The organism is Streptomyces sp. NPDC029674, assembly GCF_044903205.1.
GTDB lineage: Bacteria > Actinomycetota > Actinomycetes > Streptomycetales > Streptomycetaceae > Streptomyces.
The window spans coordinates 137,503-160,630 of sequence record NZ_JBJDPY010000011.1; the positions used below are offsets into that span (position 1 = coordinate 137,503).

Genomic DNA, 23,128 nt, shown 5'->3' on the forward strand with positions numbered 1-23,128 from the left:
TCGTGGCTTCCGGGTCCTTCGTGGGTGTGCTCGCCGTTACGCGGTGAGCTTCGCCAGGGCCGCGTCGATGCGGGTCAGCGTCTTCTCCTTGCCCAGGATCTCCAGGGACTCGAAGAGGGGCAGGCCGATGGTGCGGCCGGTGACGGCGACGCGGACCGGGGCCTGGGCCTTGCCGAGCTTCAGGCCGTGCTCCTCGCCGGCGGCCAGGACGGCCTCCTTGAGGGACTCGGGGGAGGTCCAGTCGGCCGCCTCCAGCTTGGCGCGGGCCGTGCGCAGGAGGGCGTCGGAGCCTTCCTTCATGGCCTTCGTCCAACTCGGCTCGTCGAAGACCGGCTCCGGGAGGAAGAGGAAGTCGACGTTGGCCGTGATCTCGGAGAGGACCTTCAGGCGGGTCTGGGCGTGCGGGGCGATGGCCGCCCAGGCCGCCTCGTCGAAGTCCTCGGGGGCCCAGTTGGCGTGCGGGGCCTTCAGCCAGGGCTCGCAGGCCTCGGCGAAGGTCTTCACGTCCAGCATGCGGATGTGATCGGCGTTGATCGCCTCGGCCTTCTTCAGGTCGAAGCGGGCCGGGTTGGCGTTCACGTCCGCGAGGTCGAACTTGGCGACCATCTCCGGGATCGTGAAGACGTCCTGGTCCGCGGAGAACGACCAGCCGAGGAGCGACAGGTAGTTCAGCAGGCCCTCGGGGAGGAAGCCGCGCTCGCGGTAGAGGTTCAGGGACGCCTGCGGGTCGCGCTTGGAGAGCTTCTTGTTGCCCTCGCCCATGACGTACGGGAGGTGGCCGAACTCGGGGATCGTCTTGGCGATGCCGAGCTCGATGAGCGCCTTGTAGAGGGCGATCTGGCGCGGGGTGGAGGAGAGCAGGTCCTCGCCGCGCAGGACGTGGGTGATCTCCATCAGTGCGTCGTCGACCGGGTTGACCAGCGTGTACAGCGGGGCGCCGTTGGCACGCACGATGCCGTAGTCGGTGACGTTCTCCGCCTGGACGGTGATCTCGCCGCGGACCAGGTCGGTGAAGGTGGTGGCCTCGTCCGGCATCCGGAAGCGGACGATGTGGCTGCGGCCCTCGGCCTCGTACGCCTGCTTCTGCTCGGCGGTGAGGTCGCGGCAGTGACCGTCGTAACCGGACGGCTTGCCGGCGGCGCGGGCGGCCTCGCGGCGGGCGTCCAGCTCCTCGGTGGTGCAGTAGCAGGGGTAGGCGTAGCCGCCGTCCAGGAGCTTGGCCGCGACGTCCTTGTAGATGTCCATGCGCTGCGACTGGCGGTACGGCGCGTGCGGGCCGCCGACCTCGGGGCCCTCGTCCCAGTCGAAGCCCAGCCAGCGCATCGAGTCGAGGAGCTGCTCGTACGACTCCTCGGAGTCGCGCGCGGCGTCGGTGTCCTCGATGCGGAAGACCAGGGTGCCCTCGTTGTGCCGGGCGTAGGCCCAGTTGAAGAGGGCGGTGCGGACCAGGCCCACGTGGGGGTTGCCGGTCGGCGAGGGACAGAACCGTACGCGTACGGGGGTCGCGTTAGCCACGCTTGATCACCTTGTTGGTGAGAGTGCCGATGCCTTCGATGGTGACGGCGACCTCGTCGCCGACGTTGAGGGGCCCGACGCCTGCCGGGGTGCCCGTGAGGATGACGTCGCCGGGGAGCAGCGTCATGGCCTCGGAGATGTGCACGATCAGGTCCTCTACGGAGCGGACCATCTCGGCCGTGCGCCCCAGCTGGCGCTGTTCGCCGTTGACCGTGCACTGGATGGTGAGGTCGCTCGGGTCGAGGTCGGTCTCCACCCAGGGGCCGAGCGGGCAGGACGTGTCGAAGCCCTTGGCCCTGGCCCACTGCTTCTCGCGCTTCTGCACGTCACGCGCGGTGACGTCGTTCGCGCAGGTGTAGCCGAGGATGACGTCGCGGGCGCGCTCGCGCGGGACCTCCCGGCACATGCGGCCGATGACGACGGCCAGCTCGGCCTCGTAGTGCAGCTCCTGCGAGAAGGAGGGGTACACGATGGCGTCGCCGGGGCCCGCCACGGAGGTGGACGGCTTGAAGAAGGCGACCGGGACGTCGGGGACCTCGTTGCCGAGCTCCGCCGCGTGGTCCGCGTAGTTGCGGCCGATGCCCACGACCTTGTTGGGGAGCACCGGAGGCAGCAGCCTGACCTTGCTCAGCGGGACCTTCGTGCCGGAGAGCTCGAAGTCCGCGAACGGGATGCCCTTGATGATGTCGAGGACGAGCCCATCGGTCGTTCCGGGGGGACTTTCGCCCTCGACCGCGCCGAAGGCGACGTTGCCGTCGATGGAGAACCTGGCGATGCGCACGTGTGCCTTGGCCCCTTGCTGGAATGGGTGGAGTCTGACACTCCAGGCTAACGCGGCAAGGGAGGCCGACCTCCCGTATCAACCCGCTACGGGCTCCCGCATCAACCCGCTACGGGGGCGGACTGCTCCGGCGCGTCCATCAGGATCGTGCGCTTCGGGTTGGCGGTCTGCGTCGGCAGTTCGACGGCGTGCTCCGGCTGCGCGGGCGCGGCCTGGACGTCGTCCGCGTCCTTGAGGTGCGCGAGAGTGGTGCGGCGCGGGTTGGCTATGTTGCGGAACATCGTCGACTTCACAGTCTTCATCTGCTGTTCAGGCCTTGTCGGTTGAGGCGTCGCGTGGCGGACGCGGGTTGTCGGATTCGCCATCCCTGTAAAGCGTCAGGCTAAACATCCAATTCCCGGCCAAAGTCCGGAAGACGCCTTGATCTTCATGTGAGTTTGCTCACGAGGTAGCAGACAAAAAGGTCAATTCCGGCCCGGGGACAGCCCACTGGAAACGGACATTGCGCCACTGAAGGCACCATTCCGCTCCTGATCATGAACACTGGGACACCCTCCGCCGGTAGGAGCTTTGTGGGGATCGGTCCGTTTTTAGCTAGATCACTTTCTACGTCTCGTGACCCCGCACTCACACCGTGTCACGTAGGTCACGGCGCGACACACGGGCCTTGTTGGAGATCCGGCACTGTGCTGGAATTCCCGGGACCGCCGCGGGATCGAACCGGCGCGCAGGGGCGCAACGCAGCGCCGAGTGGCGGCGGGGAGGGGGAGCAAGCGCCGGTCACTCACGACCACCCATGGGGCGCTCGACGCCCCACGACGCCGACACCGTCCCGCCGTTATCCGGCAGGACGCCTGGTCCAGAGGTTGCGACGCTAGTGCAGGGACGTTTCAAGAGGGATGGCAAGGGGTCTCCCCAGGCCGACCGCGGCCGAGGGGATGCTCCGGCGGAGCCGGGCGGCTCCTCGCCCCAGCACGCCCAGAACCCCGGACCGGGTACGCCCGGCGACAGCGGCCCCGGGGCCGCGCGCCAGGGAGCCGTCGGCAGCGGCTCGACGGCCGCCCCGGCCAAGGGCAAGGGCTCGACCGGCGCCAAGACGCCCGGTCCCGGCTCGCGAATAGCCCTGCGCAACTGGCGCATCTCCACCCGCCTGGTCTCGCTGCTCGCGCTCCCCGTGATCACCGCGACCTCGCTCGGCGCGCTCCGCATCAACTCGTCCCTGGACGAGATCCAGCAGCTCGACAACATGAAGCTGCTGACCGAGATGACCAAGCAGGCCACCGAGCTGGCCGCGGCGCTCCAGGAGGAGCGCGACAAGTCCGCCGGCCCCCTCGCGCACGGCGCGAAGGCCTCGGACTACACGGTCAAGGGCGCGCGGGAGAAGACCGACCGCGTCTACCGCAGCTTCTTGCAGGGCACCCAGGACCTCAACGACACCGACGGCGAGAAGGGCCTGCTCGGCGTCCGGCACAGCGCGGTCCAGATCACCCAGCAGCTGCAGGGCATCAACGACGTCCGCAAGAAGGCCTTCGCCGACAAGGGCTCCACCTCGCAGACCGTCGAGGCCTACAGCCAGCTCGTCGAGCAGCTCCTCAAGCTGTCGCAGGACATGGCGCAGGCGACGAGCAACCCGGACATGATCCAGCGCACGCGCTCGCTGGCCGCCTTCTCGTCGGCCAAGGAGTACGCGTCCGTACAGCGCGCGATCATCGCCGCGGCCCTGCCGCCGAACGACAGCGAGTACGGCAAGATCAGCGAGACCGACCGCACCTTCGGCCTCAGCGCCAACGAAAAGGAGCGCTCGGAGCTCCAGACGTTCAGCAAGATCTACGCGGGCAACGCCGGTGAGCTGACCAAGCCCATCGACGGAGGCAACCCCGCGGTCAAGGCCGCCAACGAGTACGCCAAGCGCGTCCTCGAGCAGGAGGGCGGCATCAAGCTCCAGGACAAGCGGTCGTACAAGGACTGGGTCGACCAGGACACCACCAAGATCGACGCGATGTCCAAGATCGAGCTGACGCTGCTCGGCGAGATGGAGCAGAAGGCGCGCGAGCTGCGCAACGAGTCGGAGCAGTCGGCCATCCTCAACGGTGCGCTGATCCTGCTCGTGCTCGGCGTCTCGCTCGTCGGCGCCTTCGTCGTGGCCCGGTCCATGATCCGCTCGCTGCGCCGGCTCCAGGACACCGCGACCAAGGTCGCCCAGGACCGCCTGCCCGAGCTGGTCAAGCAGCTCTCGGAGTCGGACCCGCAGGACGTCGACACCTCCGTCGAGTCCGTCGGTGTGCACTCCCGGGACGAGATCGGCCAGGTGGCCGCGGCCTTCGACGACGTGCACCGCGAGGCCGTCCGCCTCGCCGCCGAGCAGGCCCTCCTCCGGGGCAACGTCAACGCGATGTTCACCAACCTCTCGCGCCGTTCGCAGGGCCTCATCCAGCGCCAGCTCTCGCTCATCTCCGAGCTGGAGTCGCGCGAGGCCGACCCGGACCAGCTGTCCTCGCTCTTCAAGCTCGACCACCTCGCGACCCGCATGCGCCGTAACGGCGAGAACCTCCTCGTCCTCGCCGGTGAGGAGCCGGGCCGCCGCTGGACCCGGCCCGTCCCGCTGGTCGACGTGCTGCGTGCCGCCGCGTCCGAGGTGGAGCAGTACGAGCGCATCGAGCTCTCCTCGGTGCCCGCGACCGAGGTCGCCGGACGCGTCGTCAACGACCTCGTGCACCTCCTCGCCGAGCTGCTCGAGAACGCGACGTCGTTCTCCTCGCCGCAGACCAAGGTCAAGGTCACCGGTCACGCGCTGCCCGACGGCCGCGTGCTCATCGAGATCCACGACACCGGCATCGGCCTCTCCCCCGAGGACCTGGCGGCGATCAACGAGCGGCTCGCCTCGCCGCCCACCGTGGACGTCTCGGTCTCCCGCCGCATGGGTCTGTTCGTGGTCGGCCGCCTTTCGCAGCGCCACGGCATCCGCATCCAGCTCCGCCCGTCCGACTCCGGTGGTACGACCGCGCTGGTCATGCTGCCCGTCGACGTCGCCCAGGGCGGCAAGAAGATGCCGGGCAAGCCCGGCGCTCCCTCCGCGACCGGCGGTCCCGCCGCGGCTCAGGCCGCCGCGGGTGCCGCGGCCGCGCGCCGCGGTGTCGGTCCCGGCGGCAGCGGTCCCGGTCTGACCGGCGGCCCCGGCCGTGGTGGTCCCGCGCTCGGCGGTGGCCCCGGTGGCGGTGGCCAGGGTGGCCCCGGACTGCTCGGTGCCGGTGCGCCGCGCCAGCAGGTCGCGGGCTCGGGCCCGCGGGCCGCGCTGCCCTCCCGGGACACGGGTCAGGGTCAGGGTCCCGCACAGGGCCAGGGCCTGAACCCGGCGCAGGGTCAGGGTCCGGGTCAGGGCCAGCAGCGTCCGCCGGCCGTCCCGCAGGGCGGTCAGCCGCAGGCTCCGCAGGGCAACCGCCCGAAGCGCGGTCGCGGCAACGCGCCGCAGCCTCCGGTGCCCCAGCAGCGTACGAACGCCATGAACCCTCCGGCGAACGCCCAGGCCGACGCCGGTGACCAGGGCCGCAGGCCGCAGCTGCCGCCCCGCGGCGGCCCGCGTGCCGAGCTGCCCGGGGGCAACCCGCAGCCGCGCGTGCCCAGTTGGAGCGACGAGAACGCGCAGCCGCAGGTGGCGCGCGAGCCCTTCGACACCCCGCGGGGTCACGAGGAGCACGAGGCCACCGGTCAGTTCCCCCAGGTCTCGGCGGCGCCGGACGACCGGCAGGGCCCCGGCTCCACCGCGGAGTTCGCCCGTCCGGACTTCGACGCCCCGCTGCCCGGCACCCCGGCGGCCGGCACGCCCGCGCCGCAGGACACCGGCTCCACCGGCCAGTTCGTGCGCTCGGACGTCTTCGGCGGCGGCCAGGGCGGCGGTCGGCAGAACCCGAACCCGGCACACGGACAGCCGCAGAACCAGCCGCAGTCCCAGAACCAGCCCCAGCCCCAGCCCCAGGCCAACGCCCCGGCGCAGCACGGCAATCGGGAGATGCCCGACTACACCGTGCCGCGCCCGCCGGCCCCGCGCCGTGGCCAGGGCCAGGGTCAGGGCCCGGGTCAGGCGCCGCAGCAGGGCCGGCAGCCGGGCCGGCAGGCTCCGCACACCCAGCAGCAGCCCCTGCTGCCCGCCGAGCCCGAGCCGCTGCCCCCCGCCGGTCCCGGCGACGGGCGTACGCCGCTGTTCGACACGCTGGAGACCAACTGGTTCCAGCAGCAGCAGAACCAGCAGGCGGCCCAGGAGCAGGCAGCACAGCAGCAGGCGGCCCAGCAGGAGCAGCAGCACCCGCAGGCCGCGCAGCAGCACGAGCAGGCGCAGCAGGGCAGGCAGGCCCCCGAGGCCGCGCCGCGCCAGGCTTCCGAGCCGCCGCAGCGCCCGCTCCCCTCGCGCCCCCAGCGCCAGGACCCGAACGCCGCGCCCGCACCCGCGGGCGGAGGCGGCACCAACGGCAGCGGCATGCCGAGCGGTTGGCGCTCCTCCCCCAACGACGAGCTGGGCCGCCAGGCCGAGCGCGTCCGGCAGCCCACCGCGGGCGGCGTCACCACATCCGGACTGCCGCGCCGCGTTCCGCGAGCCAACCTGGTCGCGGGGACGGCCCAGCAGCAGCAGGACAGCACAGGTCCGCAGGTTTCGCGTGCGCCCGATGACGTACGCGGCCGGCTGACGAATCTCCGTCGGGGCATCCAGCAGGGGCGCCAGGCCGGTACCGGCCAGACCGGCAGTTTCCCTCGCCCCACTCACCAGCAGGAGCGTTAGTTGAGCCCGATGAGCCAGGCGGCACAGAATCTGAACTGGTTGATCACCAACTTCGTGGACAACACCCCCGGGGTGTCCCACACAGTGGTGGTCTCCGCCGACGGACTCCTTCTGGCGATGTCCGAAGGCTTCCCCCGTGACCGCGCCGACCAGCTCGCCGCGGTCGCCTCCGGCCTGACCTCGCTGACCGCCGGGGCCTCCCGGATCTTCGAGGGCGGCACCGTCACCCAGACCGTGGTGGAGATGGAGCGGGGGTTCCTCTTCATCATGTCCGTCTCCGACGGCTCGTCCCTGGCGGTGCTCGCGCACCCCGAGTGCGACATCGGCCTCGTGGGATACGAGATGGCCCTCCTCGTCGACCGCGCGGGCGCCGTCCTGACCCCGGACCTCCGCGCCGAGCTGCAGGGCAGCCTGCTCCACTGATCCGGAGCACGCTCCGAAGCCTTCTCCCTTCGGCCGCCCCACCGACCGAACGTACTGACCAACCGTCCGGCCGCCACACTGCCCCCACCGGCTCTGTCAGACGGCACACGCAGATGACCTGCTGTCCCGCCCGGAGGATCCATGACCCCGCCCACCGCCTCTCACAACCCGTACGGCGACGCCTCGTACGGAATGGAGGGCGACCAGCCGCTGGTGCGGCCCTACGCGATGACCGGCGGCCGGACCCGGCCCCGCTACCAGCTCGCCATCGAGGCGCTGGTGAGCACCACGGCCGACCCGGCCCAGCTGATGGGGCTGCTCCCCGAGCACCAGCGGATCTGCCACCTGTGCCGTGAGGTCAAGTCGGTGGCCGAGGTCTCCGCCCTCCTGTCGATGCCGCTCGGTGTGGCGCGGATCCTCGTGGCCGACCTGGCCGAGGCCGGGCTCGTCGCCATCCACCAGCCCGGCGGCGACGAGAACGCCGGCGGCCAGCCAGACGTGACACTGCTCGAAAGGGTGCTCAGTGGACTTCGCCAGCTCTAGCGACTCGGGCTCGGCCCGCTCCACCACCTCCGCGAAGATCGTGGTGGCGGGCGGCTTCGGCGTGGGCAAGACCACGTTCGTCGGGGCCGTCTCGGAGATCAACCCGCTGCGCACCGAGGCCGTCATGACGTCCGCTTCCGCGGGCATCGACGACCTGACCCACACCGGGGACAAGACGACGACCACCGTCGCCATGGACTTCGGCCGCATCACGCTCGACCAGGACCTGATCCTGTACCTCTTCGGTACGCCCGGTCAGGACCGCTTCTGGTTCATGTGGGACGACCTCGTGCGCGGCGCCATCGGCGCGGTCGTGCTCGTGGACACCCGCCGGCTCGCCGACTGCTTCCCCGCGGTGGACTACTTCGAGAACAGCGGGCTGCCGTTCGTCATCGCCCTCAACGGCTTCGACGGGCACCAGCCGTACACGCCCGACGAGGTGCGCGAGGCGCTGCAGATCGGGGACGGTACGCCGATCATCACGACCGACGCGCGACACCGTGCGGACGCAAAGAGTGGCCTGATCACGTTGGTTGAACACGCACTTATGGCACGTCTCAAGTAGGCAGTATCCATACGGCAGTTGTCGTAGTACACCCGGAGCGCCCTGTGTCCTTTGACACGGCCGCGCGCCGTGTTCATAACGTTTCGACAGAGAATTGTCAGGTGGCCGCCACGCGTCGCGGTCACCTGGTGTCGCTGTGCTCACAAGAGCCCCGCCTTTTGGCGGGGCTCGCTCTTTATGACCGATTTATCTGAGGCTTACACCACTCGGAACCGGCCCTTCCCACTGTTTGGCTGAGCGGCCCCTGACGTGCTGGAATGCGCTGAACTGCCCAGTAGCACGGGCCTTGGAGACGACAGCGGCACGACGTGAGTGCCGCCGCCGAGAGGTTGTTGGTCGAGTGAGGCGAAGCAAGCCGAGTCCCGCGGCATCCCCCACCGGGGACGCGCGGGGCAACTTCACCCCGCCGCCGCGCACAGCGGCGTCCCCCGTCGACGTGGCCGCCGCGCCGGGCAGTGAGACGCCGGCGCCCTCCGGCGGCCGGATGTCCCCCCGCAACTGGCGGGTGCCGACCCGGCTGAACGCGATCCTTCTCATACCCGTGCTCGTCGGCCTCGTCATGGGCGGCTTCCAGGTCAAGGGTTCCATCGACACCTGGAGCGAGGCCCAGGACGCCGAGAGCACCGCCCGCCTGGTGCGGGCGTCGCTGAACTACGGCAACCGCCTCATCGAGGAGCGCGACCTCACCGCCGCCCCCCTCCTGAAGGGCAAGCGGAACGACCCGGTCGTCGTCAAGGCCCGCAAGGCCACCGACCAGGCCGCCGCCGAGTTCAAGTCCGCCGCGCGGAGCATGCCGGACAAGGAAGGCCTCAACCGTCGTCTCGACGCCTTCCAGAAGGTCGAGCCGAAGCTCGCCCCGCTGCGGCAGGCCGCGTACACCACCAAGCTTCCCGGCGTGAAGACCGAAGAGGGCTACGTCGCCATCCAGCACCCGCTGATGGAGTTCGCCAACGAGCTCGGTCTGGGCACCGGCAACATCACCAGTTACGGCCGCACGGTCTACGCGATCTCGCTCTCCAAGGCAGCGCTCTCCCTGCAGCGGTCCATCGGTACGCACCTCCTGGTGAAGCCGGGCCCCGGCACCGGTTCGTTCACGCTCCAGCGCACCTCGTTCTCGTCGTACGCCTACCTCGAGCGCATCGCCATCGAGGAGTACACCGGCGGCGGCACTCCCGAGGACGTCGCCAAGCTGGAGGAGGCCAAGAAGGAGCTGGCGGCCGCCGCCGACAAGCAGGGCGGCCCGGCGCTCTCGCAGGACAAGATGGTCGCGGCCATCGCCACCATGCCGAGCACGCAGCCGAGCGCCCGCGTCGAGCTGGCCGGCAAGGGCATCACGCCCGAGGCCTGGTGGGCCACGACCAGCGCCAAGTTCGACGCCTACCGCACCATCGAGTCGGACCTCGCCGACAAGGCCGTGGACGAGGCGTCCGACATCGCCGCCACCGCGCAGCGCAACGCGTACATCACCGGCGCCATCGTCGTCCTCGCGCTGCTGGCCGCCTTCATCCTGGCCGGGATGATGGCCCGCCAGATGTCCAAGGCGATGCGTCAGCTGCGTACCGCCGCGTTCGGCATCGCCGAGCAGCGTCTGCCGATGCTGGTCGACCAGCTGTCGCGCACCGACCCGGGCCGCGTCGACACCCGCGTGCAGCCCATTCCGATCTCCTCCACGGACGAGATCGGCGAGGTCGCCCGCGCCTTCGACCAGGTGCACCGCGAGGCCGTGCGGCTCGCCGCCGAGCAGGCGCTGCTCCGCGGCAACATCAACGCGATCTTCACCAACCTGTCGCGCCGCAACCAGTCGCTGATCGAGGGCCAGCTGACCCTCATCACCGACCTGGAGAATAACGAGGCCGACCCGGACCAGCTGGAGAACCTCTTCCGCCTGGACCACCTGGCGACCCGTATGCGCCGCAACGGCGAGAACCTCCTGGTCCTCTCCGGCGAGGAGCCGGGCCGCCGCTGGGACCAGCCGGTCCCGCTGGTCGACGTCCTGCGCGCCGCCTCCTCCGAGGTGGAGCAGTACGAGCGCATCGAGCTGTCCGGCGTACCGGAGGCCGAGATCCACGGCCTGGCCGTGACCGACCTCGTGCACCTGCTCGCCGAGCTCCTGGAGAACGCCACCACGTTCTCCTCGCCGCAGACCAAGGTCCGCGTCACCGCGACCCGTCTTCCCGACGGCCGCATCATGGTCGAGATCCACGACAAGGGCATCGGCCTCACCGCCGAGGACTTCGCGGACATCAACCACAAGCTGGCCAACCCGCCGACCGTGGACGCCGCGATCTCGCAGCGCATGGGTCTGTTCGTGGTCGGCCGGCTCTCCGACCGGCACGGCATCCGCGTGCAGCTGCGCCCCTCGGGCGAGGCGGCGGGCACGACGTCGCTGGTCATGCTGCCGGACGCGATCACGCACGGTGGCGGTGGCGAGCAGGCCGCGCAGGACGAGTTCACCGTCTCCTCGATCATCCCGGAGCAGCAGGTCCTGGAGAGCGAGCCGCTGCGCACCGCGGCGGAGCTCGGTTTCGACGACAGCCGCTACCACGGTGACGGCGGCGAGGCGCAGCCCGACCTCGACCCGGTCGGCCGTTCGCTGATGCGCGAGGAGCGCAGGGCGGCCCTGGAGGCGCAGGCCCAGCAGCCCGGCGGCCACCGTCCGCTCTTCCGCGACGAGGTCGAGCCGCAGCAGCAGCCGCAGCAGCCGGGCGGGTACGACCAGCAGGGCTTCGAGCAGCAGGCCCCCGCGTACGACGAGCAGCAGCAGGCCGCGTACGACCAGGGCGGCACGTACGAGAACGAGCAGTACGCCACCGGGCAGTACGCCGAAGCGCAGTACACCGACGGGCAGTACGCCGAGAACGGCTACGGCGCCGAGCAGTACGCGCCCGAGCAGTACGCCGCCGAGCAGCAGCCCTACCAGGACGGTTACCAGGACCCGCAGCTCCCCTATCCGGAGCGGTCGCGTCAGGACGACTGGCCCGGCGCTGACGGCTACCAGCCCGAGTACGGCCAAGAAGCGGAATCCGCGCAGGCGGCCCACGCGGGCGACGGCGAGCGCGTAGGCTTCGACCGGCCGGGACCGACTCCGTCCGTCGTCCACGACATGACCGACGCGGGTCTGCCCCGCAGGGGCTCCTCCGGTGCGAACGGCAACGGGAGCAACGGAAGTTCCCCCGCCGCGAGCGAGGGCAAGGACGACTGGCGTTCGTCCAACGACGAGCGCTGGCAGCGCGCCGAGCGCCTCAAGGAGCCGAAGGCGGGCGGGGTCACCCCGTCCGGGCTCCCGCGGCGGGTGCCCAAGGCCAATCTGGTCGAGGGCACCGCGGAACAGACCCCACAGGGCGGCCCCTCGGTCTCCCGCGACCCCGAGGACGTACGGGGCAGGCTGAGCAACCTGCGCCGCGGCGTCCAGCGGGGACGCAACTCGAGCAGTGACACGAATGGCCAGGGCTTCAGCCCTGATAGCACCTACAACCAGGAGCGTTAGTGTGAGCCCGATGAGCCAGGCGGCACAGAACCTGAACTGGTTGATCACCAACTTCGTGGACAACACCCCCGGGGTGTCCCACACAGTGGTGGTCTCCGCCGACGGACTCCTTCTGGCGATGTCCGAAGGCTTCCCCCGCGACCGCGCCGACCAGCTCGCGGCCGTCGCCTCCGGGCTGACCTCGCTGACCGCCGGGGCCTCCCGGATCTTCGAGGGCGGCTCCGTGACCCAGACCGTTGTGGAGATGGAGCGAGGATTTCTCTTCATCATGTCCATTTCCGACGGTTCTTCCCTCGCCGTTCTCGCCCACCCGGATGCGGACATCGGTCTCATTGGGTACGAGATGGCACTTCTTGTCGACCGCGCGGGCACCGTTCTCACGCCGGACCTGCGCGCGGAGCTCCAGGGGAGCCTTCTCAACTAACAGACAGACGGTGCGTTTTCGCGTCTTGTGCCCGTAAGGTTTCGGGACGCGGCTCCACAGTGATGGGCCCGGCACAGTTGGAGGAGGAAGCAACGTGGCAACACCCCCAGACGGTTCGTCATCGGCGAACTGGTCCCCTGGTCATGGCCAGGGTGGTCAGCACGACGGCGGGCCGAACAGGTACAACTTCCCCTCCGCGCCGAGCCACCGCCGCCAGCCGTACGCGCAGCCCCAGCAGCCGGGACCGCGCCCGTACGACCAGGGCACCCCGGCGCGCGCGCCCCGCATCCAGCCGGTGCACCCCCAGCGGCGCGCCCCTGAACCGGCGCCCGCGGGATCGGCGAACAACCCCCTGGTGCGCCCGTACGCCATGACGGGCGGCCGCACCAGGCCGCGCTACCAGCTCGCCATCGAGGCGCTGGTGCACACCACCGCACAACCGCACCAGTTGCAGGGCCAGTTGCCCGAGCATCAGCGCATCTGCAACCTGTGCCGGGAGATCAAGTCGGTCGCCGAGATCTCGGCGCTGCTCTCGATCCCCCTCGGCGTCGCCCGGATCCTCGTAGCCGACCTGGCGGAGGCCGGACTTGTCGCCATCCATCAGCCCGGCGGCGACGAGTCCGCCGGCGGCCAGCCAGACGTGACACTGCTCGAAAGGGTGCTCAGTGGACTTCGCAAGCTCTAGCGGCGGAGCAACAGCCCGCTCCACCACCAGCGCGAAAATCGTGGTGGCGGGCGGCTTCGGCGTGGGCAAGACCACGTTCGTCGGGGCGGTCTCTGAGATCAACCCGCTGCGCACCGAGGCCGTCATGACGTCCGCGTCCGCGGGCATCGACGACCTGACCCACACCGGAGACAAGACCACCACGACGGTGGCCATGGACTTCGGTCGCATCACCCTGGACCAGGACCTGATCCTGTACCTCTTCGGTACGCCCGGTCAGGACCGCTTCTGGTTCATGTGGGACGACTTGGTCCGTGGCGCCATCGGCGCGGTCGTCCTGGTCGACACGAGGCGGCTCGCCGACTGCTTCCCCGCCGTCGACTACTTCGAGAACTCCGGGCTGCCCTTCGTCATCGCCCTCAACGGCTTCGACGGCCACCAGCCGTACACGCCCGACGAGGTGCGCGAGGCGCTGCAGATCGGCCCGGACACCCCGATCATCACGACTGACGCGCGCCACCGCGCGGACGCCAAGAGCGCGCTGATCACGCTGGTCGAGCACGCGCTGATGGCGCGGCTGCGGTAGCGGTCGTCCGTCCAGGCTCTTCGGTACGGGGATCAGGGCCCGTGCGCTTCGGCGTGCGGGCCCCCGTCAGTTCCCGCGGTAGTGGTCGAACTGGGTCACGCCCTGGTAGCCGTAGCTCTCGGGGTGCAGTTCGTGCAGGGCGACGCCGCCGCGCGCGAGCGGGCCGAGGAGGTCCGTCAGGAAGGTGTGGGCCCCGGTGATGAAGGCGGCCTTCTCCGCGGCGCTGTTGGTGCCCGTCGTGATGCTGACCTCCAGATGCGCGTCGCGCCCGTCGCCGGTCAGGGGCTTCCCGGCGACGTAGTAGCGGTCGGCGGGTACCAGGTCGAGGTGGACGATGGTCCGCGCGGCCGACTTGCCGAGCGCGGAGACGGCGAGGCGGGTCAGGCCCTCGGCGAGCGCTTCCTGGACGTGCGCGGGCAGGTGCGGGTCGGTGACGGTGGCCCTGATGTGGGGCATGGCTCTCCTCACGTCGTTCTGCGGTGGTGCGCCGCGTCGGCGGCACGGGCAACTCTCGCCCGGCCTGGCACCATTGATCCAACGCACAGCCGTCATGGATGTATGAGGCCGCCTCATGACCGTCAACCTCCCGCAGCTGAGGGCCTTTCTCGCCGTCGTAGACGCGGGCGGGTTCAGCGCGGCCGCCGCCGAGCTCGGCATGAGCCAGTCGGCGGTGTCGCACGCCGTGGCCTCCCTCGAACGCGAGCTGACCGCCCCGCTGCTGGTCCGCTCGGCTCCGGTGCGGCCCACCCTGCTCGGCGAGCGGGTCCTGCCCCACGCCCGTACCGCCCTGTCGGCCGTCCGCTCCCTGGAGGAGGTCGCGGCCGACGCCGCGGGGTCCATGACGGGGACCGTGCGGCTCGCGTCGACGCCCACGGTCTGCCGGGGACTGCTGCCCGGACTGCTGCGGCACTGGCGCGAGGACCAGCCCCGGATCACCGTGCGGGTCTTCGAGGGGGACAGTGCTGAGGTGGCGCGGTGGCTGGAGAGCGGCACGGCCGACGCGGCCGTCCTCATCGATCCGGCGCCGGGTCCGGGCGTCCGGCTCGCCGTCGACGGCTACCGCGTCCTGCTCCCCCGCGACCACCCGCTGGCGGCCGAGCCCGTCGTCGACGTGCGCGACCTGGAGGACGACGAGTTCCTCATCTCGCCGGGCGGCTGCGAGGACCGCGTGCGCGCGCTCCACGAGCCGGCGGGGCTGCGGTTCGCCCCGGCGCACCGGGTCCGCGATCTGGCGACCCTGATCAGCATGGTGCAGGCGGGCATCGGGGTGACCGTCCTGTCGGAGGTGTCCCGCCCGCTGCTCCCGGCGGATCTGGTGCTGCTGCCGGTGTCACCGCGGGCCGCGCGCCGCCTGGTCCTGAGCGGCCCCCGGAACCGCCCCTGGCACCCGGCCGTACGCGCGCTCGCGGAGTCGGCCGTCGGCCACCTGGCTGGGCGCGGCGCCCTCGCACCGGCCTGACCCGTGCCCCCTACGCGACGAGCAAGGCCCCGCCCTCCCGAGGGAGAGCGGGGCCTTGGCCGACGTGTGTGCGTCAGCCCTGCCAGCTGTGCGGCGCGCGGAAGCCCGGGGTGCGCTCGAGGCGGCGCCAGCCGGCCTTGTCGCGGCCGCGGTGGGCGGTGGGGGCGGCGGGCTGGGCGGCGGCGCGGGCCAGCAGGATCGCGGTGATGGCCGCGACTTCCTCGGGCTCGGCGTGTCCCTTTTCGACGCGGATGTCGGGGGGAGTCATCTTGCAGCTTCTCCTTGTGGGCTACTGCGGCGCGGACGCGGTGGTGACCGCTACTGCGGGGGGTTGCCGTGCTTGCGGGAGGGCAGGTCGGCGTGCTTGTTCCGGAGCATCGCGAGGGACTTGATCAGCACCTCGCGGGTCTCGGCCGGGTCGATGACGTCATCGACCAGACCACGCTCGGCGGCGTAGTAGGGGTGCATCAGCTCGGCCTTGTACTCCTTGACCATGCGCGCCCGCATCGCCTCGGGGTCCTCGGCGGCCGCGATCTGCCGCCGGAAAATCACGTTGGCGGCACCCTCCGCACCCATCACCGCGATCTCATTCGTCGGCCAGGCGTAGGTCAGGTCGGCGCCGATGGACTGGCTGTCCATGACGATGTACGCGCCACCGTAGGCCTTGCGCAGGATCAGCGAGATCCGCGGCACGGTGGCGTTGCAGTACGCGTACAGCAGCTTGGCGCCGTGGCGGATGATGCCGCCGTGCTCCTGGTCCACGCCGGGCAGGAAGCCGGGCACGTCGAGGAGGGTGAGGATGGGGATGTTGAAGGCGTCGCACATCTGCACGAAGCGGGCGGCCTTCTCCGACGCCTCGATGTCCAGCACACCGGCCAGCGCCTGCGGTTGGTTGGCGACGATGCCCACCACCTGGCCGTCCAGGCGGGCCAGCGCACAGATGATGTTCCGCGCCCACCGCTCGTGGACCTCGAGGTAGTCGCCGTCGTCGACGAGCTCCTCGATGACCTTGGCCATGTCGTAGGGCCGGTTGCCGTCCGCCGGAACCAGGTCGAGGAGGACGTCCGAGCGGCGCTCGACCGGGTCCTCCGAGGCGTGGACCGGCGGGTTCTCCCGGTTGTTGGAGGGCAGCATCGAGATCAGGTAGCGGACCTCGGCCAGGCAGGTCTCTTCGTCGTCGTAGGCGAAGTGACACACCCCCGAGGTCTCGGCGTGCACGTCCGCGCCGCCCAGCCCGTTCTGGCTGATCTCCTCACCGGTCACCGCGCGGACCACATCCGGCCCGGTGATGAACATCTGCGAGGTCTCGCGCACCATGAACACGAAGTCCGTCAGCGCAGGCGAGTACGCCGCGCCGCCCGCGCACGGGCCCAGCATCACACTGATCTGCGGGATGACCCCGGAAGCCTTGGTGTTGCGCTGGAAGATGCCGCCGTACCCGGCCAGCGCCGAGACACCCTCCTGGATACGGGCGCCCGCACCGTCGTTCAGCGAGACCAGCGGCGCGCCGGCCGCGATGGCCATGTCCATGATCTTGTGGATCTTCGTGGCATGCGCCTCACCCAGCGCACCGCCGAAGATCCGGAAGTCGTGCGCATAGACGAAGACCGTGCGGCCCTCCACCGTGCCCCAGCCGGTGATCACACCGTCCGTGTACGGCTTCTTCGCCTCCAAGCCAAAACCGGTGGCCCGGTGCCGGCGCAACTGCTCGACCTCGTTGAACGAATCCGGGTCAAGAAGCAGCTCGATCCGCTCGCGGGCCGTCAGCTTGCCCTTGGCGTGCTGCGCCTCGGTCGCCTTCTCGCTCGGCCCACGCAGCGCCTCCGCACGGATCTCGTGCAGTTCGGCCACACGGCCGCGTGAGTCGGTGGGCTCGCTCCCGGAGGAAGCGGTCTCGTCCAAAACGGTCATGTAGCGACCTTACGGAGCGCCCCCGGGGAAACGGACCGTCGACTCCGTACAGTCTCCGGGCCGTTTTCCTGGCACCCCCGGACAGAAGAGCGACAAGCTCATGAAGAAGTGACGGCTCAGACCCTCCACCGCTGTAGGAGTTCCACAAAATTCGGCACGGAACGCGGCTTCCGGCTCACCTCCGTCAGCTGAGAGACACCTCACACCGATGGCTCGCGCATGCCTTCCCCGGCGTGACGCGCAGCCGCAGCGACCCGCCCGTGGCGACGACCTCGACCGAAGGATCCTTGCTCACCACCCGGGACACGGGTCGGTTCCAGGTGAATTCGAGGGGTTCTCCGGTGCGCGGGGGTTGGCTCACATGAACCGTAGCGCTACTCCCCCGCTGCCGTACCAGCACGCTCGCGGGGCCGGTGGCGGCGAGCTGCCCCGCCTCCCCCGCCTGCCAGAAGTTGGCCGCGGTCAGACCGAGGGCCCCGACGGTCACGGCCTGGACCTTTGCCGAATTGGCGAGGACCGACAACCAGCGGCGGTCGGCGGCACGTGTCTCCGGGTTGCCGCGGGAGGCCCCGGCATCGGGACATAGGCGTACGTAGCACCCGTGGGGTCGGTTCCCACGGGACGAGGGGGCGCGGGAGCGCGGGGAGCACGCACAACGCCTGAGGGCCGCGCGACGTCGTCGTCGCGCGGCCCTCTCCGCGAGGCACCCCCGTGGCTCCGCGGGGTCAGGGGGATCGGGGGATCCGGAGGGTCAGCGGGTGGCATCCCGCTTGAAGAGCGAGCGTGCCCAGAGGAAGCCGAGCAGGGCGATGGCGACGCCCCAACCCACCGCGAGGGGGCCGAACTTGCCGATCTCGCCGCCGGTCAGCAGCCCGCGCAGGGTCTCGGTGAAGGCGGTGTAGGGCTGCCACTCGGCGAAGTGGCGCAGCCAGCCCGGCATCGAGTCGAGCGGCACGAACACGCTGCTGAGGAAGGGCAGCAGGAAGGAGAACGGCAGGGCGACGCTGCTGGCCGCCTCCGGCGCCTTGACCAGCTGGCCGAGTGCAACGGCGAGCCAGGTGAGCGCGGCGCTCATGAGGGTCAGGAGACCGGCCGCGGCGAGCCACTCGACGGGTTCGGCGCTGGACCGGAAGCCCACGAGGAAGGCGACGCCGGTGACGAGGACGAGGGTGATCAGGGTCTGGATGACGGCGCCGACGGCACGGCCGGTGAGAACGGAGGAGCCGTTGATCGGCATGGTCCGGAAGCGGGCCACGATGCCCTCGGTCATGTCGGTGCAGACGCCGACCGTGGTGGGCAGGACGCCCGAGCCGACGGCCATCAGCAGGATGCCGGGCACGAGGTAGTCGATGTAGTCGCCGGCCCCTTCGCCGCCCATGCCCGCCGACATCGTCCCGCCGAAGACGTAGTTGAAGAGCAGCAGCATGGCGATGGGCATGCTCACCAGGCTGATCGTCATGGCCGGGTAGCGGCGGGCGTGCAGGAGGTTGCGGCGCAGCATGGTCAGGGAGTTGCGCAGCGCGGAGGGCCGGGCGGGGACGTGGACCGGGCGGCCGGCGCGCGGGCCGGCGGGGGCGGTGGTGACGGTGCTCATCGGGTCGTCGCTTCCTTGGGGTGGGGGCGGGCGGGGGCCGGTTGCCGGGGCGGGCTGGTCACGGCTTGGCGGGGTGGGACGTCATGGCGAAGAAGACGTCGTCCAGGTCGGGGGTGTCGATGCTGAGGCCCTCGACCTCGACCTCCGTGGCGTCGACCCAGTCGAGTACCGCCTTGACCGACTTGAGGCTGCCGTCGCTGGGGATCTGCAGGGTCAGGGCGTCCTCGTCGCGGGTGCCGACGCCGAGCAGGCGCGCGGCGGCCTCCAGGCCACCGAGGTCGGCGAAGCGGAGCTGGACGTGGCCGCCGGGGACGAGGCGCTTGAGCTCGGCGGGGGTGCCCTGGGCGACGAGCTTGCCGCCGCTCAGCACGGCGATGCGGTCGGCGAGTTGGTCGGCCTCCTCCAGGTACTGCGTCGTGAGGAAGATGGTCACGCCGTCGGCGACGAGTTCGCGGACGATCTCCCACATGCCGTGCCGGCTGCGCGGGTCGAGACCGGTGGTCGGCTCGTCCAGGAAGATCACGCGCGGGCTGCCGACCAGGGTCATCGCGATGTCGAGGCGCCGCCGCATGCCGCCCGAGTACGTCGACGCCGGCTTCCTGGCCGCCTCCACGAGGTCGAACCGGTCGATGAGGTCGGCGGCGAGGTGCCTGCCCTGGCGGCGCCCGAAGCCGTACAGGTCGGCCATGAGCGTCAGGTTCTCCTCGCCGGTGAGGAGGTTGTCGACGGCGGAGAACTGGCCGGTGACGCCGATCGCGCCACGTACCGCGTCGGGTTCGGCCGCGAGGTCGTGGCCCGCCACCTTCGCCTCGCCGGCGTCGGCGGAGATGAGGGTGGAGAGGATCTGCACGGCGGTCGTCTTGCCCGCGCCGTTCGGGCCGAGCAGGGAGAAGATCGTGCCCTGCGGGATGTTCAGGTCGATGCCGTCGAGGACGGTCTTCTCGCCGTAGGACTTACGGAGACCGGTGGCGGTGATCGCCGCCGGACGCGGCTGGTGAGGCGTGGACATGTCCATTCCTTCGATGAGGGCAGCCTCGGCCGGACACCAGTTCGAGACTGGGCCTGGGTGGCTGCCGGGGCGGCGGCTGGAGGGGAGTCTGGAGGGGGCGGTCGCGCTTCGCGGGAGGGGAAACGGCTTGGCGCGCGGTGGGCTTCGCAGGGGTCAAGTGCGGTGAGTCCCGCGGGGGTCAGGCTCGGTGGATCACGCAGGGGTCGGGCTCGGTGGATCACGCAGGTTCAAGCGCGGTGGACCCGCAGGGGTCAGGCGGTGAGCCCCGCAAGGGTCAAGCGCCGGGGCTTCGCAGGGGTCAAGCACGGTGGGCCCCACAGGGATCAAGCGCGGGGGCTTCGCGGGGATCAAGCGCGGCGGGCGCCGCACGGGTCCGGCACGGTGAGCTCCGCAAGGGTCAGGCACGAGGGCTTCGCAGGGGTCAGGCGCGGGGGCTTCGCACGGGTCCGGCACGGTGAGCCCCGCAAGGGTCAAGCGCGGGAGCTTCGCAGGGGTCAAGCGCGGGAGCTTCGCAGGGGTCAAGCGCGGGAGCTTCGCAGGGGTCAAGCACGGTGGGCCCCACAGGGATCAAGCGCGGGGGCTTCGCGGGGATCAAGCGCGGCGGGCGCCGCCAGGGTCAGGCACGGGGGCTTCGCAGGGGTCCGGCACGGCGAGCCCCGCCAGGGTCAAGCACGGGAGCTTCGCAGGAGTCAGGCACGATGAGCCCCGCAAGGATCAGGCACGGGAGCTTCGCAGGAGTCAGGCGCCGCGGGCGCCGCAGGGGGCAAGCGCGACAGGCCCCGCAGGGCCAAGCACGGTGGAGCACGCCGAGGTCAAGCGCGGCGGACCCCGGAGGCGTCAGACGCAGTGCACCTCGCAGGAGTCATACGCCGTGCACCCCGCACGAGCCAAGCACGGCGGACCCCGCAGGCGTCACGCACCCCACACCCCACACCCCGCACCCCCCACGAATCAAGCGCGATGGATCACGATGTCACCCATCGACGTGCGCGCCCGCACCTTCAGCGTGTCCGTCGGCTCGCCGGGTGCGTCCGATGCCTCCAGGGACTGGCGTACGTTGCCCGCCTTCGTCCGTACGTCGAGCCAGGCGGCCGTACCCTCCTGAACGCCGATCTCGATCTTGCCCGTGGCGGTCTCCAGGACGGCCTCGCCGCGGGCCAGCTCGCCCACGCGGATGGGCCCGTTGGCCGTCTTGACGCTGACGTCGGCCGCGGCGCGGTCCACGGTGACGGAACCGTTGGACGCCTTCACCGAGATGTCGCCCTCGATGTCGCCGAGGCTCGTGTTGCCGTTGGAGTTCTTGACCGAGACCGATCCCTTGGCCTCTCCGACGCGGACGTCGCCGGAGCCGGTGTGGACGTCGGCCGGACCCTCCGCGCGGCCCACGGAGACCTCGCCGTAGCCCGTGTTCAGCCGGACGCCGGACGCCCGCTCGATCTGCACGTCACCCGCGGACGTCTTGAACTCGCAGTCCCCGAAGCGGCCTTCGGCGGTGAGGTTCGCCATGGCGGTCGTGACGTGCACCCGGGAGCCGGCCGGCAGCGCGATCTCCACGTCGATCGAAGGGCCTTTGCCGAAGAGGGAGCGCTCCTTGGGCCCCTTGACCAGCAGCTTGCCGTTGGCGAACTCGACGCGGGTGCGGTCGGCCGCCTTGACGTCCCGGTCCTGGGCCGCGTTGCTGGGGCGTACGTCGACGACGGTGTCCGCACGTTCTCCCGCCACGATCTTCAGGGTTCCCAGGTCGAAGGTGACGGTGGCGGTGATGGGCTGGGGAGTATCGAAAGAAGGCATGGCTGTTCCGTCCTGCCGGCTCGGTAAGTGAGAGGTGAAACGAAGTCCTGTGCGGAACGCGGGATACGGGGCGCGGGGCGCCGGGCGCGGGCGCCGGACGCAAGGCGCGCGGTGGGGCTACCGCACCCACCCGGTGAAGCCGTTCCCCGAGCCCCGGGCCTCGCGGTGGCTCGACGTCATGACCGTCCGGGCGTCGGGCTGCTCCAGGGCGGCGGACGCGGCGCGGACGAGCCAGGCGTTGACGGAGAGGCCGTCGCGGCTGGCGGCCTCCTCGACACGGGCCTTGACGTGGGCGGGAAGGCGGAGGTTGATGCGGGCGGTGCCGCCGTCGTCCGCGGTGTCGGGTGCGGCGGGCGGCGGGGGCGGGGTGGGCTGGGCCGACATGAGTGCCGCGTACTCGGCCCGTGCGTCGAAGGCCTCCGTCGCGGGCGGCGGTGTCACGACGAACTCGGGGTCGACCCCACGCAGCCGCACGTCGACCGAGCCCGGCGCGAGATCCACGGTGATCTCGTCCGCGGCGGCGGAGAGCGCGTTCAGCAGGGTGAGCCGGGCGGCCGATTCCAGCGGGGCGGTGAGGCGCTCGGCCAGCGCACGGGCCTCTTCGCCACCCGCTTCGGCGGCCACCGCGAGTTCCTGGCGGAGCTGGTCGACGTACTGCGTGAGGTTCATGACGCCATCATGGCATCACGTTGGCACCAACGCAAGACCCCGCGGCGCCACGAGTGGGCCAGGTAGGCCCACTGGGGCCCCTTTTCGCAGGTCAGCGCGTGAGGCGGCCACCTTGGCACGGCATGGCGCCATCCCACGCAATCGTGGCGCCTAACGGTGCCAGCCGACATCAATCAGCCAACCCCGACCCAGAGGTTGAATGTTGAACTGAATCGCGCTACATTCAATCTCGTTGAACATTCAACAGACACACCAAGCAGCAACACCGGCTCCCCACCGGGAGCCCGTCCCCAAGGAGCACGTCATGGGTCTCTTCGGCCGCAAGAACGAAACCGCCACCACCACCCCCGCCGCTGCCACCGCCACCGCCCCGGTCAGCCCCGAACTCGCCGCGCTCACCGGCGACTACACGATCGACCCGACGCACACGACGATCGGCTTCGTCGCCCGTCACGCCATGGTCACGAACGTCAAGGGCTCCTTCCTCGACTTCACGGGCACGCTGCACCTGGACGGCACGGACCCGTCCCGCTCGACGGCCTCCCTCGACGTCACGATGGACAGCATCGACACCGGCAACGCCGACCGTGACGGCCACCTGAAGAGCGCGGACTTCTTCAAGACCGACGAATTCCCGCAGATGACCTTCCGCTCCACGAAGACGGAGGCGCTGGGCGGCGACGACTACCGCGTCACCGGCGACCTGACGATCCTGGGCACCACGAAGCCGCTCTCCATCGACCTGGAGTTCAACGGCTCGGCCAAGGACCCGTTCGGCAACGAGCGCGTCGGCTTCGAGGGCAAGGCCGAGATCCTGCGCTCCGAGTGGGGCCTCACGTGGAACGCCGCGCTGGAGACCGGCGGCATGCTCGTCTCCGACAAGATCAAGCTGAGCTTCGACATCTCGGCGATCAAGGCCGGTGCCTGAGGCGGTTT

Annotated in this window: 21 protein-coding genes; 10 read left to right on the plus strand and 11 right to left on the minus strand. The window is 70.7% G+C overall.

All coding sequences use genetic code 11. From position 1 onward, the window contains the following. Positions 1-36 precede the first annotated feature (36 nt). The 3 genes from gltX to ACI2L3_RS25875 form a co-directional block, all read right to left on the minus strand. The gene (gene gltX / locus ACI2L3_RS25865; RefSeq protein WP_404754768.1) at positions 37-1,515 is read right to left on the minus strand and encodes a glutamate--tRNA ligase; all 1,479 of its coding nucleotides are present in this window, start codon (positions 1,513-1,515) and stop codon (positions 37-39) included. Continuing rightward, positions 1,508-2,296: a fumarylacetoacetate hydrolase family protein gene (locus ACI2L3_RS25870; RefSeq protein WP_404754769.1), complete on the minus strand. Its 789-nt coding sequence runs from the start codon at positions 2,294-2,296 to the stop codon at positions 1,508-1,510. The genes gltX and ACI2L3_RS25870 overlap by 8 nt, the downstream gene beginning before the upstream one ends. A 101-nt stretch (positions 2,297-2,397) precedes the next feature. Beyond that, on the minus strand, positions 2,398-2,598 hold the full coding sequence (locus ACI2L3_RS25875) for a hypothetical protein (protein ID WP_404754770.1): 201 nt from the start codon (positions 2,596-2,598) through the stop codon (positions 2,398-2,400). Positions 2,599-3,173: 575 nt separating this feature from the next. Between ACI2L3_RS25875 and ACI2L3_RS25880 the strand changes: the two genes are divergently transcribed. The 8 genes from ACI2L3_RS25880 (at position 3,174) to ACI2L3_RS25915 (ending at position 13,759) form a co-directional block, all read left to right on the plus strand. Beyond that, on the plus strand, positions 3,174-7,067 hold the full coding sequence (locus ACI2L3_RS25880) for a nitrate- and nitrite sensing domain-containing protein (RefSeq protein WP_404754771.1): 3,894 nt from the start codon (positions 3,174-3,176) through the stop codon (positions 7,065-7,067). A gap of 9 nt (positions 7,068-7,076) precedes the next feature. Further along, positions 7,077-7,490, plus strand: coding sequence for a roadblock/LC7 domain-containing protein (locus tag ACI2L3_RS25885; protein ID WP_030787430.1), 414 nt, complete (start codon positions 7,077-7,079; stop codon positions 7,488-7,490). 141 nt (positions 7,491-7,631) lie between these two features. Further along, a complete protein-coding gene (locus tag ACI2L3_RS25890) occupies positions 7,632-8,033 on the plus strand; it encodes a DUF742 domain-containing protein (RefSeq protein ID WP_404754772.1) in 402 nt (133 codons plus the stop codon). Continuing rightward, on the plus strand, positions 8,014-8,598 hold the full coding sequence (locus ACI2L3_RS25895) for a GTP-binding protein (protein ID WP_404754773.1): 585 nt from the start codon (positions 8,014-8,016) through the stop codon (positions 8,596-8,598). The genes ACI2L3_RS25890 and ACI2L3_RS25895 overlap by 20 nt, the downstream gene beginning before the upstream one ends. Positions 8,599-8,938: 340 nt before the next feature. Continuing rightward, positions 8,939-12,085, plus strand: a complete 3,147-nt coding sequence (locus ACI2L3_RS25900) for a nitrate- and nitrite sensing domain-containing protein (RefSeq protein WP_404754774.1) — start codon at positions 8,939-8,941, stop codon at positions 12,083-12,085. A 10-nt stretch (positions 12,086-12,095) separates the two neighbouring features. Then, complete coding sequence (locus tag ACI2L3_RS25905) at positions 12,096-12,509, plus strand: roadblock/LC7 domain-containing protein (RefSeq protein WP_030787419.1); 414 nt, start codon at positions 12,096-12,098, stop codon at positions 12,507-12,509. Positions 12,510-12,603: 94 nt separating this feature from the next. Continuing rightward, positions 12,604-13,194 carry a DUF742 domain-containing protein gene (locus tag ACI2L3_RS25910; protein ID WP_404754775.1) on the plus strand — a complete coding sequence of 197 codons (591 nt, stop codon included), beginning with the start codon at positions 12,604-12,606 and terminating at the stop codon, positions 13,192-13,194. Then, positions 13,175-13,759 (plus strand): ATP/GTP-binding protein, encoded by a 585-nt coding sequence (locus ACI2L3_RS25915; RefSeq protein WP_030361923.1) that lies wholly within the window; start codon positions 13,175-13,177, stop codon positions 13,757-13,759. The genes ACI2L3_RS25910 and ACI2L3_RS25915 overlap by 20 nt, the downstream gene beginning before the upstream one ends. Positions 13,760-13,825: 66 nt before the next feature. Here the strand turns inward: ACI2L3_RS25915 and ACI2L3_RS25920 are convergent, their stop codons facing one another. Continuing rightward, positions 13,826-14,215, minus strand: a complete 390-nt coding sequence (locus ACI2L3_RS25920) for a 4-oxalocrotonate tautomerase family protein (protein ID WP_404754776.1) — start codon at positions 14,213-14,215, stop codon at positions 13,826-13,828. A gap of 115 nt (positions 14,216-14,330) precedes the next feature. Here ACI2L3_RS25920 and ACI2L3_RS25925 point away from each other — a divergent pair, with 115 nt between their 5' ends. After that, positions 14,331-15,218, plus strand: a complete 888-nt coding sequence (locus ACI2L3_RS25925; protein ID WP_404754777.1) for a LysR family transcriptional regulator — start codon at positions 14,331-14,333, stop codon at positions 15,216-15,218. A 73-nt stretch (positions 15,219-15,291) separates the two neighbouring features. Here the strand turns inward: ACI2L3_RS25925 and ACI2L3_RS25930 are convergent, their stop codons facing one another. The 7 genes from ACI2L3_RS25930 to ACI2L3_RS25960 form a co-directional block, all read right to left on the minus strand. Next, positions 15,292-15,486 (minus strand): acyl-CoA carboxylase subunit epsilon, encoded by a 195-nt coding sequence (locus ACI2L3_RS25930; RefSeq protein WP_404754778.1) that lies wholly within the window; start codon positions 15,484-15,486, stop codon positions 15,292-15,294. A 50-nt stretch (positions 15,487-15,536) separates the two neighbouring features. Then, positions 15,537-17,129 (minus strand): acyl-CoA carboxylase subunit beta, encoded by a 1,593-nt coding sequence (locus tag ACI2L3_RS25935; protein ID WP_404754779.1) that lies wholly within the window; start codon positions 17,127-17,129, stop codon positions 15,537-15,539. A gap of 184 nt (positions 17,130-17,313) precedes the next feature. Beyond that, positions 17,314-17,616, minus strand: coding sequence for a polysaccharide lyase beta-sandwich domain-containing protein (locus ACI2L3_RS25940; RefSeq protein WP_404754780.1), 303 nt, complete (start codon positions 17,614-17,616; stop codon positions 17,314-17,316). A 264-nt stretch (positions 17,617-17,880) separates the two neighbouring features. Beyond that, positions 17,881-18,723: an ABC transporter permease gene (locus ACI2L3_RS25945; protein WP_404754781.1), complete on the minus strand. Its 843-nt coding sequence runs from the start codon at positions 18,721-18,723 to the stop codon at positions 17,881-17,883. A gap of 58 nt (positions 18,724-18,781) precedes the next feature. Continuing rightward, complete coding sequence (locus tag ACI2L3_RS25950; protein ID WP_404754782.1) at positions 18,782-19,732, minus strand: ATP-binding cassette domain-containing protein; 951 nt, start codon at positions 19,730-19,732, stop codon at positions 18,782-18,784. Between the two features lie 951 nt (positions 19,733-20,683). Next, a complete protein-coding gene (locus ACI2L3_RS25955; RefSeq protein ID WP_404754783.1) occupies positions 20,684-21,523 on the minus strand; it encodes a DUF4097 family beta strand repeat-containing protein in 840 nt (279 codons plus the stop codon). A gap of 117 nt (positions 21,524-21,640) precedes the next feature. Further along, positions 21,641-22,192, minus strand: a complete 552-nt coding sequence (locus ACI2L3_RS25960) for a hypothetical protein (RefSeq protein ID WP_404754784.1) — start codon at positions 22,190-22,192, stop codon at positions 21,641-21,643. A 304-nt stretch (positions 22,193-22,496) separates the two neighbouring features. Between ACI2L3_RS25960 and ACI2L3_RS25965 the strand changes: the two genes are divergently transcribed. After that, positions 22,497-23,120, plus strand: a complete 624-nt coding sequence (locus ACI2L3_RS25965) for a YceI family protein (protein WP_404754785.1) — start codon at positions 22,497-22,499, stop codon at positions 23,118-23,120. Positions 23,121-23,128 lie beyond the last annotated feature (8 nt).

Coding starts and splice junctions, on each gene's coding strand:
- ACI2L3_RS25905 (WP_030787419.1), top strand. CDS start 12,096: ATGAGCCAGGCGGCACAGAACCTGAACTGGTTGATCACCAACTTCGTG.
- ACI2L3_RS25925 (WP_404754777.1), top strand. CDS start 14,331: ATGACCGTCAACCTCCCGCAGCTGAGGGCCTTTCTCGCCGTCGTAGAC.
- ACI2L3_RS25875 (WP_404754770.1), bottom strand. CDS start 2,598: ATGAAGACTGTGAAGTCGACGATGTTCCGCAACATAGCCAACCCGCGC.
- ACI2L3_RS25920 (WP_404754776.1), bottom strand. CDS start 14,215: ATGCCCCACATCAGGGCCACCGTCACCGACCCGCACCTGCCCGCGCAC.
- ACI2L3_RS25885 (WP_030787430.1), top strand. CDS start 7,077: ATGAGCCAGGCGGCACAGAATCTGAACTGGTTGATCACCAACTTCGTG.
- ACI2L3_RS25955 (WP_404754783.1), bottom strand. CDS start 21,523: ATGCCTTCTTTCGATACTCCCCAGCCCATCACCGCCACCGTCACCTTC.
- ACI2L3_RS25965 (WP_404754785.1), top strand. CDS start 22,497: ATGGGTCTCTTCGGCCGCAAGAACGAAACCGCCACCACCACCCCCGCC.
- ACI2L3_RS25960 (WP_404754784.1), bottom strand. CDS start 22,192: ATGAACCTCACGCAGTACGTCGACCAGCTCCGCCAGGAACTCGCGGTG.
- ACI2L3_RS25935 (WP_404754779.1), bottom strand. CDS start 17,129: ATGACCGTTTTGGACGAGACCGCTTCCTCCGGGAGCGAGCCCACCGAC.
- ACI2L3_RS25950 (WP_404754782.1), bottom strand. CDS start 19,732: ATGTCCACGCCTCACCAGCCGCGTCCGGCGGCGATCACCGCCACCGGT.
- ACI2L3_RS25945 (WP_404754781.1), bottom strand. CDS start 18,723: ATGAGCACCGTCACCACCGCCCCCGCCGGCCCGCGCGCCGGCCGCCCG.
- ACI2L3_RS25890 (WP_404754772.1), top strand. CDS start 7,632: ATGACCCCGCCCACCGCCTCTCACAACCCGTACGGCGACGCCTCGTAC.
- ACI2L3_RS25930 (WP_404754778.1), bottom strand. CDS start 15,486: ATGACTCCCCCCGACATCCGCGTCGAAAAGGGACACGCCGAGCCCGAG.